The 17,016-nt window shown below is 61.9% G+C and carries 26 protein-coding genes and 1 pseudogene; 14 read left to right on the top strand and 13 right to left on the bottom strand.

Features of this window, described 5'->3' with window-relative positions:
• The first annotated feature begins 10 nt into the window (after positions 1-10).
• Positions 11-979 carry a YihY/virulence factor BrkB family protein gene (locus CR103_RS17175; protein WP_099917161.1) on the top strand — a complete coding sequence of 323 codons (969 nt, stop codon included), beginning with the start codon at positions 11-13 and terminating at the stop codon, positions 977-979.
• Between the two features lie 58 nt (positions 980-1,037).
• On the opposite strand, the gene CR103_RS17170 is transcribed toward CR103_RS17175, so the two are convergent.
• From CR103_RS17170 to CR103_RS17160, 3 genes are all read right to left on the bottom strand, one after another.
• Positions 1,038-2,255, bottom strand: a complete 1,218-nt coding sequence (locus tag CR103_RS17170) for an AI-2E family transporter (RefSeq protein ID WP_099917160.1) — start codon at positions 2,253-2,255, stop codon at positions 1,038-1,040.
• 79 nt (positions 2,256-2,334) lie between these two features.
• Positions 2,335-2,649 (bottom strand): BON domain-containing protein, encoded by a 315-nt coding sequence (locus CR103_RS17165; RefSeq protein ID WP_099917159.1) that lies wholly within the window; start codon positions 2,647-2,649, stop codon positions 2,335-2,337.
• A 67-nt stretch (positions 2,650-2,716) separates the two neighbouring features.
• The gene (locus CR103_RS17160) at positions 2,717-3,274 is read right to left on the bottom strand and encodes a hypothetical protein (RefSeq protein WP_099917158.1); all 558 of its coding nucleotides are present in this window, start codon (positions 3,272-3,274) and stop codon (positions 2,717-2,719) included.
• A gap of 224 nt (positions 3,275-3,498) precedes the next feature.
• On the opposite strand from CR103_RS17160, the gene CR103_RS17155 reads away from it, so the two are divergent.
• The 3 genes from CR103_RS17155 to CR103_RS17145 all read left to right on the top strand — a co-directional run bounded on the left by CR103_RS17155 (position 3,499) and on the right by CR103_RS17145 (position 4,590).
• On the top strand, positions 3,499-3,963 hold the full coding sequence (locus tag CR103_RS17155; protein WP_099917177.1) for an outer membrane lipoprotein: 465 nt from the start codon (positions 3,499-3,501) through the stop codon (positions 3,961-3,963).
• A 58-nt stretch (positions 3,964-4,021) separates the two neighbouring features.
• Positions 4,022-4,159, top strand: a complete 138-nt coding sequence (locus CR103_RS17150) for a DUF3309 family protein (protein ID WP_099917157.1) — start codon at positions 4,022-4,024, stop codon at positions 4,157-4,159.
• A 65-nt stretch (positions 4,160-4,224) separates the two neighbouring features.
• Entirely contained in the window at positions 4,225-4,590 is a 366-nt protein-coding gene (locus CR103_RS17145; protein ID WP_099917156.1) for a hypothetical protein, read from the top strand.
• Between the two features lie 23 nt (positions 4,591-4,613).
• On the opposite strand, the pseudogene CR103_RS17140 reads toward CR103_RS17145, so the two are convergent.
• The 7 genes and pseudogenes from CR103_RS17140 to CR103_RS17110 all read right to left on the bottom strand — a co-directional run.
• Positions 4,614-4,781: pseudogene (locus CR103_RS17140) on the bottom strand (patatin-like phospholipase family protein); the annotation flags it as partial.
• Positions 4,782-4,885: 104 nt separating this feature from the next.
• Positions 4,886-5,260 (bottom strand): hypothetical protein, encoded by a 375-nt coding sequence (locus CR103_RS17135; protein WP_099917155.1) that lies wholly within the window; start codon positions 5,258-5,260, stop codon positions 4,886-4,888.
• 18 nt (positions 5,261-5,278) lie between these two features.
• Positions 5,279-5,665, bottom strand: a complete 387-nt coding sequence (locus CR103_RS17130) for a phage holin family protein (RefSeq protein ID WP_180279440.1) — start codon at positions 5,663-5,665, stop codon at positions 5,279-5,281.
• Positions 5,666-5,683: 18 nt separating this feature from the next.
• A complete protein-coding gene (locus CR103_RS17125) occupies positions 5,684-6,019 on the bottom strand; it encodes an ElaB/YgaM/YqjD family protein (protein WP_099917154.1) in 336 nt (111 codons plus the stop codon).
• A gap of 60 nt (positions 6,020-6,079) precedes the next feature.
• Positions 6,080-6,619, bottom strand: a complete 540-nt coding sequence (locus tag CR103_RS17120; RefSeq protein WP_099917153.1) for a ferritin-like domain-containing protein — start codon at positions 6,617-6,619, stop codon at positions 6,080-6,082.
• A gap of 27 nt (positions 6,620-6,646) precedes the next feature.
• Positions 6,647-7,561, bottom strand: coding sequence for an OmpA family protein (locus CR103_RS17115; protein WP_099917152.1), 915 nt, complete (start codon positions 7,559-7,561; stop codon positions 6,647-6,649).
• A 72-nt stretch (positions 7,562-7,633) separates the two neighbouring features.
• A complete protein-coding gene (locus tag CR103_RS17110) occupies positions 7,634-8,017 on the bottom strand; it encodes a DUF4398 domain-containing protein (RefSeq protein WP_099917151.1) in 384 nt (127 codons plus the stop codon).
• Between the two features lie 202 nt (positions 8,018-8,219).
• On the opposite strand from CR103_RS17110, the gene CR103_RS17105 reads away from it, so the two are divergent.
• From CR103_RS17105 to CR103_RS17090, 4 genes are all read left to right on the top strand, one after another.
• Positions 8,220-10,292, top strand: coding sequence for an AsmA family protein (locus CR103_RS17105; protein WP_099917150.1), 2,073 nt, complete (start codon positions 8,220-8,222; stop codon positions 10,290-10,292).
• 167 nt (positions 10,293-10,459) lie between these two features.
• A complete protein-coding gene (locus tag CR103_RS17100) occupies positions 10,460-10,777 on the top strand; it encodes a BON domain-containing protein (protein WP_099917149.1) in 318 nt (105 codons plus the stop codon).
• Between the two features lie 48 nt (positions 10,778-10,825).
• Complete coding sequence (locus CR103_RS17095) at positions 10,826-11,047, top strand: YMGG-like glycine zipper-containing protein (protein WP_099917148.1); 222 nt, start codon at positions 10,826-10,828, stop codon at positions 11,045-11,047.
• 139 nt (positions 11,048-11,186) lie between these two features.
• Positions 11,187-11,408 (top strand): YMGG-like glycine zipper-containing protein, encoded by a 222-nt coding sequence (locus CR103_RS17090; protein WP_099917175.1) that lies wholly within the window; start codon positions 11,187-11,189, stop codon positions 11,406-11,408.
• A 93-nt stretch (positions 11,409-11,501) separates the two neighbouring features.
• Here the strand turns inward: CR103_RS17090 and CR103_RS17085 are convergent, their stop codons facing one another.
• A complete protein-coding gene (locus tag CR103_RS17085) occupies positions 11,502-12,203 on the bottom strand; it encodes a Crp/Fnr family transcriptional regulator (RefSeq protein ID WP_229443334.1) in 702 nt (233 codons plus the stop codon).
• A 299-nt stretch (positions 12,204-12,502) separates the two neighbouring features.
• Here CR103_RS17085 and CR103_RS17080 point away from each other — a divergent pair, with 299 nt between their 5' ends.
• From CR103_RS17080 to CR103_RS17060, 6 genes are all read left to right on the top strand, one after another.
• Positions 12,503-13,201, top strand: coding sequence for a glycine zipper 2TM domain-containing protein (locus tag CR103_RS17080; protein WP_099917146.1), 699 nt, complete (start codon positions 12,503-12,505; stop codon positions 13,199-13,201).
• A 178-nt stretch (positions 13,202-13,379) separates the two neighbouring features.
• Positions 13,380-13,592, top strand: a complete 213-nt coding sequence (locus CR103_RS17075) for a hypothetical protein (RefSeq protein WP_099917145.1) — start codon at positions 13,380-13,382, stop codon at positions 13,590-13,592.
• 89 nt (positions 13,593-13,681) lie between these two features.
• Positions 13,682-13,828, top strand: a complete 147-nt coding sequence (locus CR103_RS22210; RefSeq protein ID WP_143752660.1) for a lmo0937 family membrane protein — start codon at positions 13,682-13,684, stop codon at positions 13,826-13,828.
• A gap of 163 nt (positions 13,829-13,991) precedes the next feature.
• A complete protein-coding gene (locus tag CR103_RS17070) occupies positions 13,992-14,669 on the top strand; it encodes a YiaD family glycine zipper/OmpA-like lipoprotein (RefSeq protein WP_180279439.1) in 678 nt (225 codons plus the stop codon).
• Between the two features lie 207 nt (positions 14,670-14,876).
• The gene (locus CR103_RS17065; protein WP_099917144.1) at positions 14,877-15,233 is read left to right on the top strand and encodes a hypothetical protein; all 357 of its coding nucleotides are present in this window, start codon (positions 14,877-14,879) and stop codon (positions 15,231-15,233) included.
• A complete protein-coding gene (locus CR103_RS17060; RefSeq protein WP_099917143.1) occupies positions 15,230-15,835 on the top strand; it encodes a DUF3617 domain-containing protein in 606 nt (201 codons plus the stop codon). Before CR103_RS17065 ends, CR103_RS17060 begins: the two co-directional genes overlap by 4 nt.
• A 61-nt stretch (positions 15,836-15,896) precedes the next feature.
• On the opposite strand, the gene CR103_RS17055 is transcribed toward CR103_RS17060, so the two are convergent.
• Positions 15,897-16,814, bottom strand: coding sequence for an alpha/beta hydrolase (locus tag CR103_RS17055; protein WP_099917142.1), 918 nt, complete (start codon positions 16,812-16,814; stop codon positions 15,897-15,899).
• A complete protein-coding gene (locus tag CR103_RS22205) occupies positions 16,786-17,016 on the bottom strand; it encodes a hypothetical protein (RefSeq protein WP_143752659.1) in 231 nt (76 codons plus the stop codon). The genes CR103_RS17055 and CR103_RS22205 overlap by 29 nt, the downstream gene beginning before the upstream one ends.

Here is a 17,016-nt window from a genome sequence, read left to right as displayed (position 1 = left end):
GGAGAATTCAATGAATGTGAAAGAATGGCTGCCTTTTTCAAAGCATGTCGGCCTTGTGTTGCGCTGTGCAGTGAGCGAATGGATCGACCACCGCTGCGCCAGCAAGGGCGCCGCCCTGGCCTTCTACATGCTGTTTTCGATGGCGCCGATCCTGCTGCTGGTCATCGCCGTGGCCGGCTTTTTCTACGGCGCCGAAGCGGCCCAGGGCCAGTTGCTCGGCCAGCTCAAGGGGCTGATGGGGCCGAAAGGGGCAGAAGCGATCCAGCTGGTGCTGGCGGGCGCGCGCAGCCATGACAGCGGACTGCAGGCGACCATCATTGCCACCGTGTTGCTGATTGTCGGCGCCACCAGCGTCTTTTCCGAGCTGAAAGACAGCCTCGACGAAATCTGGGGCGTACCGAAGCCAACGGGCTCGACCTGGTGGGAAATCATTCGCACTCGCCTGTTGTCGTTCGGCCTGATCGTCGTACTCGGCTTTCTGCTGATGGTGTCGCTGGTGGTGAGCGCGGCGTTGGCCGTGCTGGAAAACTTTGTCGGCGCATTGTGGAAAGACGCAACCGTGGTACTGGGGTGGATCGCGTGGCTGATCAGCTTCGGCGTCATCGCGATGCTGTTCGCCGTGATCTACAAGCTGCTGCCCCGCAGCCGGCTGTCATGGCACGACGTCACCATCGGGGCGCTCGGCACCGCCGCCATGTTCGAGCTGGGTAAATTCGGCATTGGCCTGTATATCGGCAACAGTGGTGTGGCCAACAGCTTCGGCGCAGCCGGCTCGACCATCGCGATGCTGCTGTGGGTATATTATTCGGCGCAGATCTTTTTCCTCGGCGCCGAGTTCGCCCGCCAGTACGCGGTCCAGCTAGGCAGCCTGCGTGAGCCCGCCGGCGAGGAAGAACGCGCTGCGGTGGCGGCCGCCGCGCAAGGCGGTGCCGGCAAGGCGGCGCGTACGGCGTACCCGATCGGCAGGCAAAGCGAGTAGGAAAAAAGAAACAGAACATTGGAAAACAGGCGGCGCGGTGGCGCCGCCGTTACTTATTTTATTCGCCCAGCAGCTCGGCCACCACTTCCATCCCTTCCACCCGTTCGGCAACGACCTTGAGGATCACCACCACTGGCACGCCCAGCAGCAAACCCCAAACGCCCCACAGCCAGCCCCAGAACAACAGGCTGACGAACACCGCCGCCGGATTCATGCGGGCGATGCGGCCGGTCATCCAGGTGGCGACGACGGTGCCGACCAGGGTGGCGATTGCCAGCGAGGCGCCGGCCACCAGCAGCACCATGCGCAGCTGTTCGAACTGCATGAAAGCAACCATGCCGATGGCAGCCGTAATCAGCAGCGGGCCAAAGTACGGCATGATGTGCATCAGGCCGGCGAAAATGGCCCAGGCGCCGGCGTTTTCAAGCCCGATTGCCGACAGTGCCAGCCACATTAGCAAGGCCAGCAGGCTGTTGGTAACGAGCAGCATGAACATGTACGCCTGGATCGAGGTGTTGATGTCGTCGAGGATGTGGACCGTGACTTTCTTGCGCGTCAACGACGGCCCGGTCAGCTTGACCAACTTGCGCTTGAAGGTGTCGCCCGCCAGCAGCAGGAAAAACACCAGGAACACCACCATCGTGGCCTGACTGACGAAGGTGGCCAGGCCCACCGAGCCGGCCAGCACCCAGTCCATCACCTTGATGCCGCCGCCGGCCGCCGCCGCCGCCGCGGGGGTGATTTTCCTGACCGTGGCGCGCGTACCGTCGGCGCCGACGTTCGCGGTGGCCCGTTCGAACTCGCTTGCCGCCGCCTGCATCTGCTGGATCGTGCTGAACTGGCCGCCATTGCCGTCAGTGAGCAGCTTGGTCATTTTTTGTGTGATCTTCGGCAGTTCGTCGACGATATTGACGATCTCGCCCTGCACCCGGTACAGCACCGCTCCCAGCCCCGCCAGGATCGCCACCGTGACGAGGGTGGCGCCGATGGCGCGCTTGATGTGCCAGCGCTCGAGCCACTGCACCACCGGGCTCAGGGTATAGGCGATGAATACGCCCAGCAACAGGGGAACGAGGAATTTTTCGGACCATTGCAGTGCCCACACGAAGGCCACGGTGGCAACGATGCCGATGGCCATGCCGCGCGCGTTGACGTGCAAGGGAAATTTGAACGAGTGACCCGGCATGGCGGGCGCGCCGTCTTGGGCGGCAACCGCGGCGACAGAGACGACAATCTCGTCGGCGGCAGGCGGCAGGGTTTGGTCTGCAAGCTTCATGGGAGACTCAAGAAAAGAATCGCCGCCCGCAACGCCGGCCCGAGGCGGGCCCGGCGCGGACAGCGCGTTACTACATGGGTTACTTAACCCGAACGTCGTTCTTGACCGACACTACACCTTTGACGCCGCGCGCAAGTTCGACTGCTTTCTGGGCGTCCTGCGGCTGTGCCACGAAACCGGACAACTGGACGTCGCCCTTGAAGGTTTCGACGTTGATTTCGGTCGCTTTCAAGCTCGGCTCGTTAAAGATCGACGCTTTCACCTTGGCGGTGATGACGGTGTCGTCGATAAACTCGCCAGTGCCTTCCTTGGTCGGGGTCGATGCGCAACCGGCCAGGGTGGCGACAAGCGAAGCGGCAAACAGCATGGTGGCGAGGCGGCGTGTAATTTTCATGATGGAACTCCTTGGTGGTTGAACTAAAAAATGATCTGGCCTGCTCGACGGTTGTGGCGTCGTTCGCTTACTTGCCGTACTGCGACTTTGCAGTCGTCACGCAGCTATCTTTGGGCACGCCTGCGAAGGCGTCGCATTTCTCCCGCGCGACTTTGTACTCGGCCGTCCGCTTGTCGTCGCGGGCGTCGGTACGCGCTTCGATAGCGCGCTTGTCGGCTTTGGCGTCGGCCTTGGCGGCGACCAGTGTGGCCTTGGCCTGGCTGATGCAGACGTCCTTGTCGTTGCCGGCCAGCGAGCCGCACTTGGCCTTGTCGCGCTCGTAGTTGGCCGCAGCAATATTCATGCGCGAGGTGGTGTACGCCTTCAGCGTGTTTTTGTAGAAAGCGCCGGCTTCTTCCTCGGCACGTACCCGCGCCGCCTTGGCTTCCTCGACGCACACGTCTTTCGGATTGCCGGCGATCGCATTGCACCGGGCACGCGCTGCCTTGTAGGTCGCGCCGGCGGTGTCCTTCGCTTGCACGTAGGCGGCCTTGGCTTCGGTGACGGCGGCGCTGGCCGCGCCGTTACAGAACAGCGCGGCGACCAGCAGGGCGATGGCGTGGCCGGTGTTGAGGCGTTCGATCATGATTGAGCTCCGGTAGTGAATACGGTTGCTACTGTTGTACGTCAGTTACCGCCCGCCTTCTGTACGCTGGCGAACACAGCTTTCTTTATTCACGCCGCGCTGCCGTTATTACAACAGTGAACAGAGTGTAGCTGAAAAAATTCCCTGCGAGAATGTGCGGCACCGTACAGACCAAGAAAATGTTGCTGATTATCCTGAACAAACACATTTGCCAGGAGAACAACATGAAATCAACACAAACCATCGCCGCCCTTCTCATCGCCGGCACTGCCGTCTTGAGCGGCTGTGCCAGCACCACCTCGACGCCGTATAACAACGGCGGCAATAACAACGGCGGTTACAACACCAACGCGTCGTCGGGCTACGGCACGATCGATTCGATCCAGGTCGTACGCGGCGGCGGCACCAATGGCAGCGGCGCTGTCGTCGGCGGCCTGGTTGGCGCGCTGGTCGGTAACCAGGTCGGCAGCGGCAACGGCCGTACTGCCGCCACCATCGCCGGTGCAGTCGGCGGCGCAGCGATCGGCAACAACGTCGAAGCGAACCGCAACGCTAACGGCCAGGACATGTACCAGATCAATATTCGCCTCGACAACGGCGAATACCGCGGCGTCACGCAGGACAGCGTGTATGACCTGCGCGTGGGCAACCGCGTGCGCATGGTCGATGGCCGCGTCTATCGCTATTAATTTTTCCGTTCTCCGGGGACGCTTCGTTTCCGCTTGATCATTCATTTAGGAGCTCCCCATGGGGACCATTCTGTTAGTCGTACTCATCCTGATCCTGATCGGCGCGCTGCCGACCTGGAACCACAGCCGCAGTTGGGGCTACGGTCCGGTCGGCGTTACCGGCCTGATCGTCATGTTGTTGACCGGACGACTGTAAAAACCAAGCCGGCCCAGCCGGCTTTTTTATTTTTCAGCCGGCACAATAACAACAAAGGAGCTGCCATGACCCAGCCGTACCGTATTGTTACCGCCACCCTCGCCTGCGCCCTGCTGGTCTCGACCGGCGCGGCGCAGGCCCAGGCCAGCGATCCATCCACCGATTCCAACGTCCCGCCCGCCACTGCCCGGAAGCAGGCGCGCGAGATCGCCCGTGGCGACCCGTCGCGCTGGTTCCGCGAAGACGCCAGCATGGCCGCGCGCCTGGCCAGCTTGCACAAGGAAATTGGCGCCGGGCTGCAGGAAGCCCACGGCGCCTGCCGCAAGCTGCCCACCGCCGAACGCGCCGGCTGCGTCAAACAAGCGCGCGCCACTTACCAGCAGGACATGGCCGGCGCCCGTAGTCAGGTGATGGCCGACTCGGGCCGTTGAATTTTCCTCAGCCATCGTCACCGGATGGCGCCGGTCGAGGCGCCGACGATCCAGTCGGGCACCAGCTCATGTTCGTGCAAGGCCTGGTAGGCGCCGAGTGCGCCCCCGTCCTGCAGCACCAGCACCGGCACCGGCACCAGCACCGGCCCAATCCGCAGCGTGTGCGGATTGAGGGGACTGTGAGCGTTCATGCGATTTTCGGTTCGGTAACAAATGGGTAAAAAAACGGCGTCGGATCTGCGATCGCGACGCCGCCCAAGCCCCACCATATTCTCATGCCGCCCGGCGGCGCAATTCATTCGTACAGTGACTGCCGGGAACGCCGTTGCTGAATGTAAAGCCCGACGCCGGCCAGCACGACTGCCACGGCGAGCGAAGCCTTGCCGATTCGCCGGTGGCGAACGAACCTGAAGACGGTCAGCGCGTACGGCATCAGTGCGCCGACGCTGGTGCCGGTCGGGTGGAGCAGGCTGTCGACGCGCGAACGCACCGCCCAGGTGGCGTGGTCGATGGCCGAGTGGAACAAGGCGTCCGGCCGCGCCGCCTGTTTGACCTGCGCCTTGGCGTGCATGACGCCGACGCGGTGGAACTCGCCCTGGCGGATCAGCTGCGCTTTGCGCTCCTCGGCGTTGCTGGGCTGGTCCTTGAGTGCTACGGTTTTCGACTCCATGTCACCTCCAAAGTTTTTTTACAGCAGCATTTCACGGTCGTTCTTGAGTTCTTTCATTGTCTCCGGAAACGCCAGCTTGCCTTCCTTAAGCAACGCCATGCCACGGAACACGAGGAATGCGGTAATAGCGAGAAACACCAAGAACATGATCAACAGGATTTTCCATCCCATCGATTCCCACGCCAGCGCCACGATGGTGGCGGTGCCGTAGGCAATCGCAAACCAGACCGCCAGCACGGCGCCGGCAAACAGCGCCAACAGTTCGATCAGGTGGTTGCGCACTTCCGACAGCTCGATGGCGGCCAGTTCAACGCGCGATACCACCAGGCCGAACAGGTTTTTCGCCAATCCGGTCAGGCCGCCCATCAAGCCGGGGCCATGTACGATCGTCTCAGTTTTTTCCATGGCAGCTCCCGGCGCAGGTTATTTGCGGCCCAGGATCACACCGACCAGCAAGCCGACGCTGGCTGCGGCGGCAATGGTGCGCCATGGGTTGTCCTTGACATAGACATCGGCGGTCTGGGCCAGTTCCTTGCCCCTGACCATAGCTTGACCTTGTGCCTGGCTGGCCTTGTTCATCGCGGCATCGAGCATCTGCATGCCACGCCCGCGCAGCTCTTCGGCCTTTTCACCGGTCAGCGCCGCGGCGGCGGTCAGCAGGGTCTGGGCATCCTTGACCAGGGTCTTGACATCGGTATGGGCAGTGTTGACGGCGCCATTGAAAGCATCGCCGGTCGAGCGTGAAGTGTTGTCTAACATGATGAACTCCTGTGGTGGTGAATAAATACGGTGATCGTGAGCCATTGATTTTGTAAGCAATTAGTTCGGCATCAGGTCGCGCAAGTCGTCCGCGTGCTCTTCTTCGACGGCCATAATGTTGATCAGCAACTGGCGTGAGGTCGGATCCTTGTCGCCGATCGCCAGGATCATCTGGCGATACGATTCGATCGCCACCCGCTCGGCGATCAGGTCGGCACGGATCATCGCCTGCACGTCGTCCGAATCGTCGTATTCGGCATGGCTGCGCGCGACCAGGGTGGCAGGGTTGAAGTTCGGCGAGCCGTTCAGCTGGACGATGCGCTCGGCCAGCCAGTCGGCGTGTTCCTGCTCCTGCTGGGCATGCTCGAGGAATTCGGCCTTGGCCTGGCCATTGCCATGGCCGGTGACGGTGTAATAGTGGCGCTTGTAGCGCAGCACGCATACCAGCTCGGTCGCCAGCGCATCGTTCAGCATTGCAATCACCGCTTCGCGGTCGGCCTGGTAGCCTTCGGTGACGGCGCCGTCAGCGAGGTTGGCGGCGGCGGCGCGGATGGCAGCAACGTCGAAACCATGCGCCAGGGGTGCTTTGTTCTCTTCCATGATAGTCTCCTTGTTCAATAACGTAGTTTAACGGCGCGGCGCGATTGCGGCACCTTCATTCGACAAAACAATCTCGACGCGACGGTTCAGCTGGCGGGCGCTGGCTGAATCGTTGCCGGCGACCGGATAAGACTGGCCGTAACCGCGCATGGCGACGCGCTGGGGCGGGATGCTCATGCCGGTCAGGGCGGTGGCCACCGAGGCGGCGCGGCGTTCGGACAAGTCCTGGTTATGGGCAGCGCTCCCGGTACTGTCGGTAAACCCTTCGACCAGCACGGTACGGCTTGGGTTCTGGGTAAGTACGTCGGCCAGCTTCTGGACGGTGTTCATGCCGTTCGGCGTCAGGCGCGCCTGGTCGGTGCCGAACAGCACGTCACCGATCGTGATGATCATGCCGCGCTCGGTTTTCTTGGCCTGCAGGTCGGCCATCTGCGCTTCGAGCTGGGCGAGCCTGGCCTGCGCTTGGCGCGTCTGCGCTTCGGCGTTGGAAGCGGCGCGCTGGGCGTCGTTGGCCTGCGACTGGGCGGCCTGGGCATCCATCCTGGCGCGGTCGGCGTCCATCTTGGCGCGGTTCGCCTCGTTGGTGCGCGCCTCGAGCTGCAGGCGCTCGCGCGCCTGGCCCGAGTTGGCGATGTCGGCCTCGGCCGCCTTCCGGCTGGCGACCTGCTGTGCGATGGCGATCTTCTGCTTGGCCAGGTAGGCCAACTGGTCGATCTTGTCGAGGCTCTGCCGTTTGACGGCGGCGGCATTGGCCTGTTCCAGCGCATCGCTGGCAAGCTTGAATTCGAGCGGCGCATACGTCGACACTTGCGGATCGCTATTGGCTGCGGCGAAGGCGCCCCGCGCCTGGTCGAGCGTCGGCGTCGACGCCGGTATGGTACTGCAGGCGGCCAGCAGCACGGTGCTGGCGAGAATGGCGGTGTTGAACAATTTTGCACTCATGGATATTTCCTTTTTTTTCGCGCCTTTGGGCGCGTCGGAGTTGTTGCTGGTGGTTTGTCGCGCCGGGCTGATTTACCGGTTGCGGTCGACTTCCTCGCGCAGCACGCGCAGTTCGGCGTCGAGCGCGTTGGCGGCGGCGTTTGCCTTGGTCGAGTTGGCCTTGCTCTGGGCCAGCTTGGCGTCGGCCTGGGCCTGGGTCGCGAGGTCGCGCGCCAGCGTGTAATCCTTGGCCGCCAACGCCTCGTTGGCGCGCATCATCTTGGAGCGTGCCGCCATGATTTCCTGGGGGGCAAGCTCGGCGGCGCCGGCACTGACGGCGTTGTCGACTGCATTCCTGGAAACGGCGACGTCAGCGGTGGCCGGTGCTTTTTGCGAAGTGCCGCAGGCTGCCAGGGATAGCAGCGTAGCCGCGCACAGCACTGTCAACAGCCGATTGGTTTTCGTTTCCGTCATCATGTGGACTCTCCGTTAAATAATAAAAAATGTCTTAACAACGTTATATGCTGGTTCTTTGGCAAGATCTGTACGCTGACGCACATAGCCGTTAATCAACACGCCAACACGCGCGCCCGGCAATCCGTGCGCCAGCGTACATTATTCCCATGCGATTTACGCTACGCTGTTGCACTTAGCCTCTTATCATAATAGAAGGACTGCCATGCCCGACACCCCAGCGCACGATGGCGCCCCGCGAACCCGGCGTGGTCCAGGCTCGCGCACCACCAGAATCGTCCTGTGGGCGCTCGGCCTGCTCGTCGCCATCCCCGCCGTCGCCGTCGTCATCTTGCTCAATTATGACTGGAACAAGGCGCGCCCCTGGCTCAACGCCAAAACCAGCGAAGCGATCGGCCGGCCGTTCGCCGTCAACGGCGACCTGTCGCTGCAGTGGGAAAAGCCGGCCGCCACTACCGGCCGCGACGCGACCTGGCGCGACCACATTCCCTGGCCGCACCTGATCGCCAACGACGTCCACGTCGGCAACCCGGCCGGCATGCCGGCGCGCGCCATGGCCAGCGTCGGGCAGCTGTCGTTTTCGCTTAACCCGTTTGCCCTGCTGCAGCACACCATCGCGATCCCGGTGCTGCGCTTCCAGCAGCCAAAGGTCGACCTGCTGCGCAACCTTGATGGCGCCAACAACTGGACCTTCGCGCCAACGGAACAGCCGTCGACGTGGACGCTCGACCTCGAACGGGTGGTGTTGACCAAAGGTGTCGTGCATCTGGCCGATGCCATCGAAAAAGCCGACATCACCGCCGACATCGACACCATCGACGCCGACCCGCGCTACGGCATCGGCTGGAAACTGCGCGGCAGTTATAACGGCGCCGCGGTCACCGGTGGCGGCAAGGCCGGCGCCGTGCTGTCGTTGAAGCAGCAGAGTACGCCGTATCCGATCCAGGCCAGTTTCAATCAGGGCGCCACCCGCATTTCGGCCGAAGGCACCGTCACGCGGCCATCGAAGCTGGCGGCGATCGACCTCAAGCTCAAGCTGGCCGGCGCCAGCATGGCGCGGCTGTACAACCTGACCGGTGTGCTGTTGCCGGAAACGCCGGCCTTCAGCACCGAGGGTCGGCTGACCGGCACGCTCGACGCCAACAACAGCCGCTGGACCTACGACCAGTTCAAAGGCAAGGTCGGCAGCAGCGACATCTCCGGCCGCCTCGAATTCCAGACTGGCAAGCCACGCGGCATGCTGAGCGGAACCGTCGTCTCGCACGTGCTCAATTTCAGCGACCTCGGCCCGCTGGTGGGCGCCGATTCGAACGCCAGCAAGGCCGCGCGCGGCGTCAGCGCGGTGCAACCGGCCGGCAAGGTGCTGCCGGTCGAAACCTTCAACACCGCGCGCTGGAAGACAGTCGATGCCGACGTCAAGTTTTCGGCCGACCGCATCGTGCGCGACAAGCAACTGCCGATCAGCAAACTCAATACCCACCTGGTCATGAAAGCGGGCGTGCTGACACTCAACCCGCTGAACTTCACCATGGCTGGCGGCAACATGGTTTCCAACATAAAGCTCGACGGCAGCGGCCGCGAAGGCAGGGACGCCATCAAGGCCACTGCCAAGGTCACCGCGCGTCACCTGAAAATCAAGGAACTGTTCCCGACGATCGACGAGATGCAAGCTACTGTCGGCGAGATCAATGGCGACGCCCAGCTGTCGTCGACCGGCAATTCGATAGCGACCTTGCTGGCCGGCGCCAACGGCGAACTGAAAACCCTGATCAACCAGGGTTCGGTGAGCAAGATGCTGCTCGAGCAAATGGGCTTGAATATCGGCAATGTCGTACTCACCAAGCTGTTCGGCGACAAGCCGGTGCAACTGAACTGCATGGCCACCGACTTTGCCGTTACCAACGGCCTGATGCGGACACGGACTTTCGTCGTCGACACCGACGAGGCGACCATTACCGCGGACGGCACCATCGACCTCGTCAACGAGCAGCTGAACCTGACCTTGCGGCCGCAAACCAAGTCGTTGCGCATCTTCTCGTTGCGCGCGCCCCTGCACGTCAATGGCCCGTTCAGCAAACCCGACGTCAGCATCGACAAGGGCGTGCTGGCCATGAAGGCAGGCGGCGCGGTCCTGCTGGCCACGGCGGCAGCCCCGTTCGCCGCCCTGCTCCCTTTGATCAACACCGGGCCGGGTGAAAACAGTCCCTGCGGCCAGTTGCTTGCCAACGCGCGCGTCAAGCCGGTGGCGCCGCCGCCGCCGCCGCACGCCAGGCGATGAATCTGTAAGGCTTGCGAGGCTGCTTGCCATCAGAGGTGTCGACTTTACAACACTGTGTGCGTTGCCGAACAGACCTGCCTTAAGGCAAGCTTTATTCTCTGTTCATCGGACAGGCAAATGTGCCGGCCGCGACTTTAATAAAAATAAACCCCTACTAAGGAATCAACATGAAAAACCTGAAAATCGTTTCGACCCTGATCGCCGCTCTGATGCTGTCGACCATCGTCGGCTGCGCATCGACCGCGACGGACAAACGTGAAACTCCTGGCCAGTACATCGACGACACCGCCATTACCGCCAGTGTCAAGGCAGCAATCCTGAATGCACCGACCTTGAAAGTAGCGGAAATCAACGTCGAGACCTACAAAGGCGTTGTGCAGTTAAGCGGTTTCGTCAGCACGGCGGAAAACATTACGACCGCTTCGTCGGTGGCGCGTTCAGCCAAGGGCGTCAAATCGGTCAAGAACGACTTGCGCCTGAAGTAATTTTTTAATCGCATTTCGAAGTTCATTCATTTCAACAGGAGACTGTCCATGAAAACCATCAAACAGATCATCGTTAGCGCGTCGCTGGTCACCGTGGCGCTCGGCTTGGCTGGCTGTGCAGGCATGTCTGGCCAGGACCGCAACACCGCGGTTGGCGCCGGTGTCGGCGCCGTGGCAGGCAGCGTATTGACCGGCGGCAGCGCCGTTGGCACGGTCGGCGGCGCCGCGGTTGGCGGCGTGGTCGGCAACCAGGTCAAGACCACCAAGTAAATTTTCACGCCCGCATGAAAAGACGCCCCGTTCGGCGGGGCGCTTTCTTGTGCGGGCATACCACCGGGGCCGGTGCCGCAAGGGTATGACCATCATCGCCACTGCCACCAATCTTGCCCCAACCCACCAGGAGTTTTACATGCAATCAATCAAACAAATCATCGTCAGCGCTTCCCTCGTCACCACGGCCCTCGGCCTAGCTGGCTGTGCCGGCATGTCGAACCAGGACAAGAACACCGCGGTCGGCGCCGGCATCGGCGCGGTAGCCGGCAGCGTGCTGACCGGCGGCAGCCCGATCGGCGCAGTCGGCGGCGCGGCCGTCGGCGGCGTGATCGGCAACCAGGTCAAGACCACGCGCTAAGCCTTGTCTGCAGGCAGCAAGAAAACGCCCCGCAAGTCGGGGCGTTTCGTGTTGGCACTGTCTGTTCCGGGGTATCGAGGCGGCGGTATTGGTTTAAATGAACGCGGTGGCCTGCGCCGCCTCGCCTGCTTCCTTGACGATCTCGTAACATTTGCAGGAAGCGGCGGCCAGCCCGGCGACATCGAGGATCTCGATATTGCCGCGGCTGTAGATGATCAGCCCCTGCTGCTGCAGCGCGCTGGCCGCCTTGGTCACGCCAACCCGCCGCACCCCGAGCGCGTGGGCGAGAAATTCGTGGGTCAGGTGAAATTTTTCCGATTGCAGGCGATCACGCGTGATCAGCAGCGATCGGGCCAGGCGCGCTTCCAGTACATGGAAACGGCTGCACACGGCAATCTGGATCGCCTGCGCCAGCAAGGTGTCGGTATAGCGGTACAACACCCGCTGCAGCGGCGGATTACGCGCGAACTCGGTGCGAAACTGGAAGCTGTCCATGCGGCTGGCGCTGCCGGCGCGCTGGACCACGGCGCGCACCTGGGCCAACTCATGGCCCAACGCGACGGTGGCGCCGAGCATGCCTTCGCGCCCCACCAGCCCCACTTCAAGCGTCATGCGCCCCTCGGCCACACCGAGCAGCGACACTAGACTATCGTGCGGAAAGTAGATGCAGCGGATCAGGTCGCCAGGCTCGCACAGCACCTCGCCGACGTCGACCCGCACCGGTTCGAGCAGCGGCGCCAGACGCGCAAAGTCGGGTTCCGGAAGTGCGGCCAATAGCAGGTTACCTTGTTTCACGGCAGCCTCCGGGGCTGCCGTGAAATTCGACTTTCCCTCTCGGCTCGGTTGCGTATGTTGAAACATTTTTCTCGTCTGGAAGCAATAATTATCGGGAACCATGTGTTCAATGAAGCGTTATTACATTTGCCAACAATTTGAGTCAGCGTAACGGCAATAAAAGTGAAAGTATGTACGGTGACGCACGGAACGGCATCATGTTTCCAGGGAGAATAAAGTTATCGAACCGGCCTTGCGCCGCGTCCGTTTGGCGCCCGGCATGCCTGGCGAAGAACAAGAACACGACCAAAGGAAGCATCATGAATACGCCGCTCATCCCCAAGGGAAGCACCCATCACCCGATGCTCATCATCGCGGCGATCGCAGTTGTCCTGTTTTGCCTGGTCGGCACCGCCGCCATCATGGGCTGGATCCCGTCTTCGATAGGCGGCAACAATGCCGCCAGCCGCGGCGATTTGACCGAGGCCGACCGCCAGGCCCTGGCCTCGGGGATGGCAACGCCGGCGCCGGCAGCGGCAGCGGCGGGCGATTACGCCCCTGAGCCGCGGCAGGCGCGCAATGACGCAGCGTCAGCACGCCCTGTGCGAAACTACGAGCCCGCGCCGCGCCCGGTCGCGCGCGACCCGGTCGAAGTCGCGGCCGCCGCGCCGGCCAAAAACTGGTGCTCGAATTGCGGCAACGTCGAATCGGTCCGCGAAATCAATACCCGCGCCCAGGGTAGCGGTGTCGGCGCGGCAGGCGGCGCCATCCTCGGCGGCCTGCTCGGCAACCAGATCGGCGGCGGCCACGGCCGCCAGCTTGCCACCGTGGCTGGCGCGGTCGGCGGCGCCGTGGTCGGCAACCAGGTCGAAGGCAACATGAAAGCGACCCAAAGCTACGAGATCCGGGTCCGCCTCGACGACGGCAGCGCGCGCACCTTTCATCAGCAGAATGCACCGGGCTGGCGCCAGGGCGACCGTGTACGCGTGGTCAAGGGTACGCTGCAGTCGGTCCAATAAGGGGACGCCGGCGGGCTCGCCCGCCTGAACAAAAAACAAGGTCATGCGGCTATGTGCGCATGGCGTTCTTTTCTTTAGTGCAATGTGCGACAAGGAACAGAATTGCAACGTGGCAAACCTCAGACGCGATTCATGCCCATTGCGGGCGTGTTCAACCAACCGAAGGCGAGGAACGCACATGAACAAACTGACCTGGATCGGCACTATCGTATGGGGAGCTTTTGTCGGCGGCTTCGGTCTCACCGGCGCCAACGTGGGCGAAATCGCGCCGCAGGATGTCATGTTCCTCATCACCGGTGGCATGGTTACTTGCCTGATCGGCATGATCGGCCCGGTCGGCTTCATGGGATGGGTCCCCGGATTGCGCACAGAACAAAAAAGTTATTTTTAATGTACGCCAACGTACGGATCAGCCGGGAATAAATAGCGATACTGTGTTTTCGGCGACACAGTCGTTTTATCATTAACGAGGACACCATCATGCTTTATACAATTGCAATAATTCTCCTGATCCTGTGGGTGCTCGGCCTGGTCACTTCCTACACCATTGGCGGCTTCATTCACATCCTGGTCGTCGTCGCCGTCATCATGATCCTGGTTCGCCTGATCAGCGGTCGCGGTATTTAGCGCAGTATTAAGCACTATTAAGCACTATTAAGCACTATTAAGATATCCTGCCGCACCGAAGGCGAAGGCGAACACCCGCTTCGATGCCCGATCCGTTTCGCGGTCGCGCGCCGTCTTGAACGGACGCGACTATGAAGCGGATTTTATACATGAAGGAAACACCATGAACAAGCTATCCAAGCTGTCCAAATCACTGATCGGCGCCACTGTCCTGGCGCTGGCTGTCACCGGCTGCGCCGACATGAGCCAGACCCAGCGCGGCACCGCGACGGGGGCCGGCATCGGCGCCGGCATCGGCGCCCTCCTCGGCGGCACTACCGGCGGCGGCGGCGGCGGCCGTACGGCCAAGGGTGCGGTGCTCGGCGGCGCTGCCGGCGCGCTGATCGGCAATGTCTGGTCAAATCGCATGGAACAACAAAAACAGCAGATGGAGCAAGCCACCCGCGGCACTGGTGTCCAGGTCAGCCAGACCCAGGACAACCGCCTCAAGCTCGAAATCCCGAGCGATATTTCGTTCGACACGGGACGTTCGGACATCAAGTCGAATTTCCGGCCCGTGCTCGAGCGCTTCGCAGGCACGCTCAACGAGAATCCGGCCACCACGGTCACCATCATCGGGCACACCGACAACACCGGCAACGACGCCGTCAACGAGCCGCTGTCGATCGACCGCGCAGCCCGCACGCGCGACTACCTGACGATGCGCGGCGTATCGCCCGGGCGCATCATGGTCGATGGCCGCGGCGAACGCGAACCGATCGCCTCAAACGACAATCAGGCCAGCCGCGCGCGCAATCGCCGGGTCGAAATCTACGTCGCCGAACCGGCTCCGCGCGGGTAGGTAACAGGTAGCCAGCAGCGCGACGCGCTCGGCACGCAAAGCGCGCGCCAAACCAAAGCCGCCCGGTGCAAGCCGGGCGGCTTTTTCCATGGGAAATACCAACACGGCGACGAATTTGCGTGCGAGTCTGCGTGCGCTATCTGGAACCCGGGAGCGGCGGCGCGCTGGAGCCTGCTGTTCACCCCCGCGTTCGGCGCCTACATTCTTATGCGCAACTGGCAGGCGCTCGACCAGCCCGAACGGGCAGCGTCGGCCCGACGCTGGTTCCACGCCAGCCTCGCTATGCTGATGCTGATGCTGCAGAGTTTTACCAGCGCGCTGAACACCCGGCTGGGCACCGAACCGCTGCTGCTGCTGCACCCGGCCAGCCTGCTGTTCCTGCTGGTGTGGTATTTCGCCGCATTGCGCCCGCAAACCCGGCTGGTCAAGGCGCACTTCGGTGCCGGCTACCGGCGCAAGCGCTGGGACGGCGTCCGGCATACCGGTGGCCGCGCGAACGGCATTCCCGGCCGGTTCTGGTTTATGCTTGGCCTCCAGCCAATCCGACCCCGGAGCCAAGCATGACAGCTCGCATTTCCAGCTTCCTTTACACGTCCCGTGCCATTTCATCGGTGCGCCACCTCGTCCTGCCCTTCTGCGCATTCGCACTTGCCGGCGCCTTTCACAACGCACAGGCCCAGGCTTTCAAGCCCGGCTTGTGGGAGACCAACAACAAGATGGGCGGCGGCGGCGGCAAGCTGCAGGGAGCGTTGGCCATGGCGCAGCAGCATCTGGCGAACATGGATCCGGAGCAGCGCAAACAGATCGAGGGCATGATGTCGCGCCAGGGCGTCGTCATCGGCCATGACGGCGTCGTCGCCAAGATGTGCATCACCCCCGAGATGGCAGCCAGGCAGCAGTTGCCGATCCAGCAGCACGGCAACTGCAGCTATCAGCACGAGCGGCCGGTCGGCGACACGATGGCGTTTTCGTTTTCGTGCACCAATCCCAAGGCCAACGGTGAAGGCAGCGCGACCTTCGCCGGCCCGACCGCCTACACCTCGACCATGCGGGTGACGACGGACGTCACGGGCGCCAGCGAAACAGTAAACATCGCGTCTTCAGGCCGCTGGCTGGGCGCCGACTGCGGCGCCGTCCAACCGATCATATTGCCGGCCAAAAAGTAGACAAGACCGGGGGCAGGCCGATTCATGCGGTCCGGGTCGTTGCCATTGCCGCATCGAAATTTTACTTCGATGACCTCAAGTACGCCCGCAATCCATGCGTGAGGACAAAAGGAAACACGCTCGCATGATCTTCATTCTCGAATACGCGCAGGCGCGTTTTCAGGCTTGGAAACCTGTGTGATTGCAACAACCCGTCGAACTCGCGCAGATCCTCCACCATGTCGGCATTTTCCTCCGACCGCGAACGCTTCTTTCCTGGCGCCAGCCGTTCCAGAGCGCCGATACCGAAAAATACCGAAGCGGGAAGGTCCTTGTTTTTTGTGGCATAGGCCCGTTCGCGCTCAAACATCGTGCCAGCGTCGTACCACAGCGAAGGACTGCCGAGGATGTAATGGTCAAAGGTACGCGGCTCGGTCAGTAACATTTGCAGGCCGAGCAAACTGCCGTACGAATGGCCAATAAAGATTTTCCGCTCCATGTTCACACGGTAATTATGTGCGATAAATGGAAACACTTCGCCGGAAATGAACTTGCCATATGCTGCGGCTTCTCCAAATGCAGCTTGCCGCCCTAGCATGTCCGACCGGTAATTTTGGTCGCGCGGGACGGTAGGCGTGTAATCACGGCGACGACTATAAACGCCGCCATCACCCTTGGCATACGACAGGCCGACCACGACCGCTTCTTCCATCCCCGCATGCTTGTTCAGGCGCTGCGCGATATTGCGCACGATTGGAAACGCATAGTTGGCGTCAACAACAAACAATACCGGATAGCGCTTGTTGCCCTCTCGATAGGAATCGGGCAGGGCCACATAGACTTGATAGTCCCGGTTCAGCGCTTGTGCGCGGATGTCACGCACTTCGGTGTTCTCGAGAGCATAGCCGGACGGCGCGCTTGCAGTGGCGGCAAGGGCGCTGTTGACCAGGCAGCATAGTGCAATCAGCAAGTTAACCGGTTTCAATCGGGCTTCTTTCATTGATGTCATTGCGGCAGGCACACATGAGCGGAAAGTCGGTCACGACGCAGTGTACATGAAATGTTGTTTTCGCGGCAATCTTGGCTTTACCTGCGGCAACTAATACTGCTGGATAAAACGTAGAACTGATGTGTACGCTACCGTACAAAGCTTGCAGGCGCGCTCGACTATACTGTCCGTTTTGCACTGCACCATCAACCAT

This window comes from Massilia psychrophila (assembly GCF_002760665.1).
Lineage (GTDB): Bacteria > Pseudomonadota > Gammaproteobacteria > Burkholderiales > Burkholderiaceae_D > JAFCUW01.
Note: the sequence above shows the minus strand (reverse complement) of the source record. Positions and strands in the feature narration are given on the sequence as shown.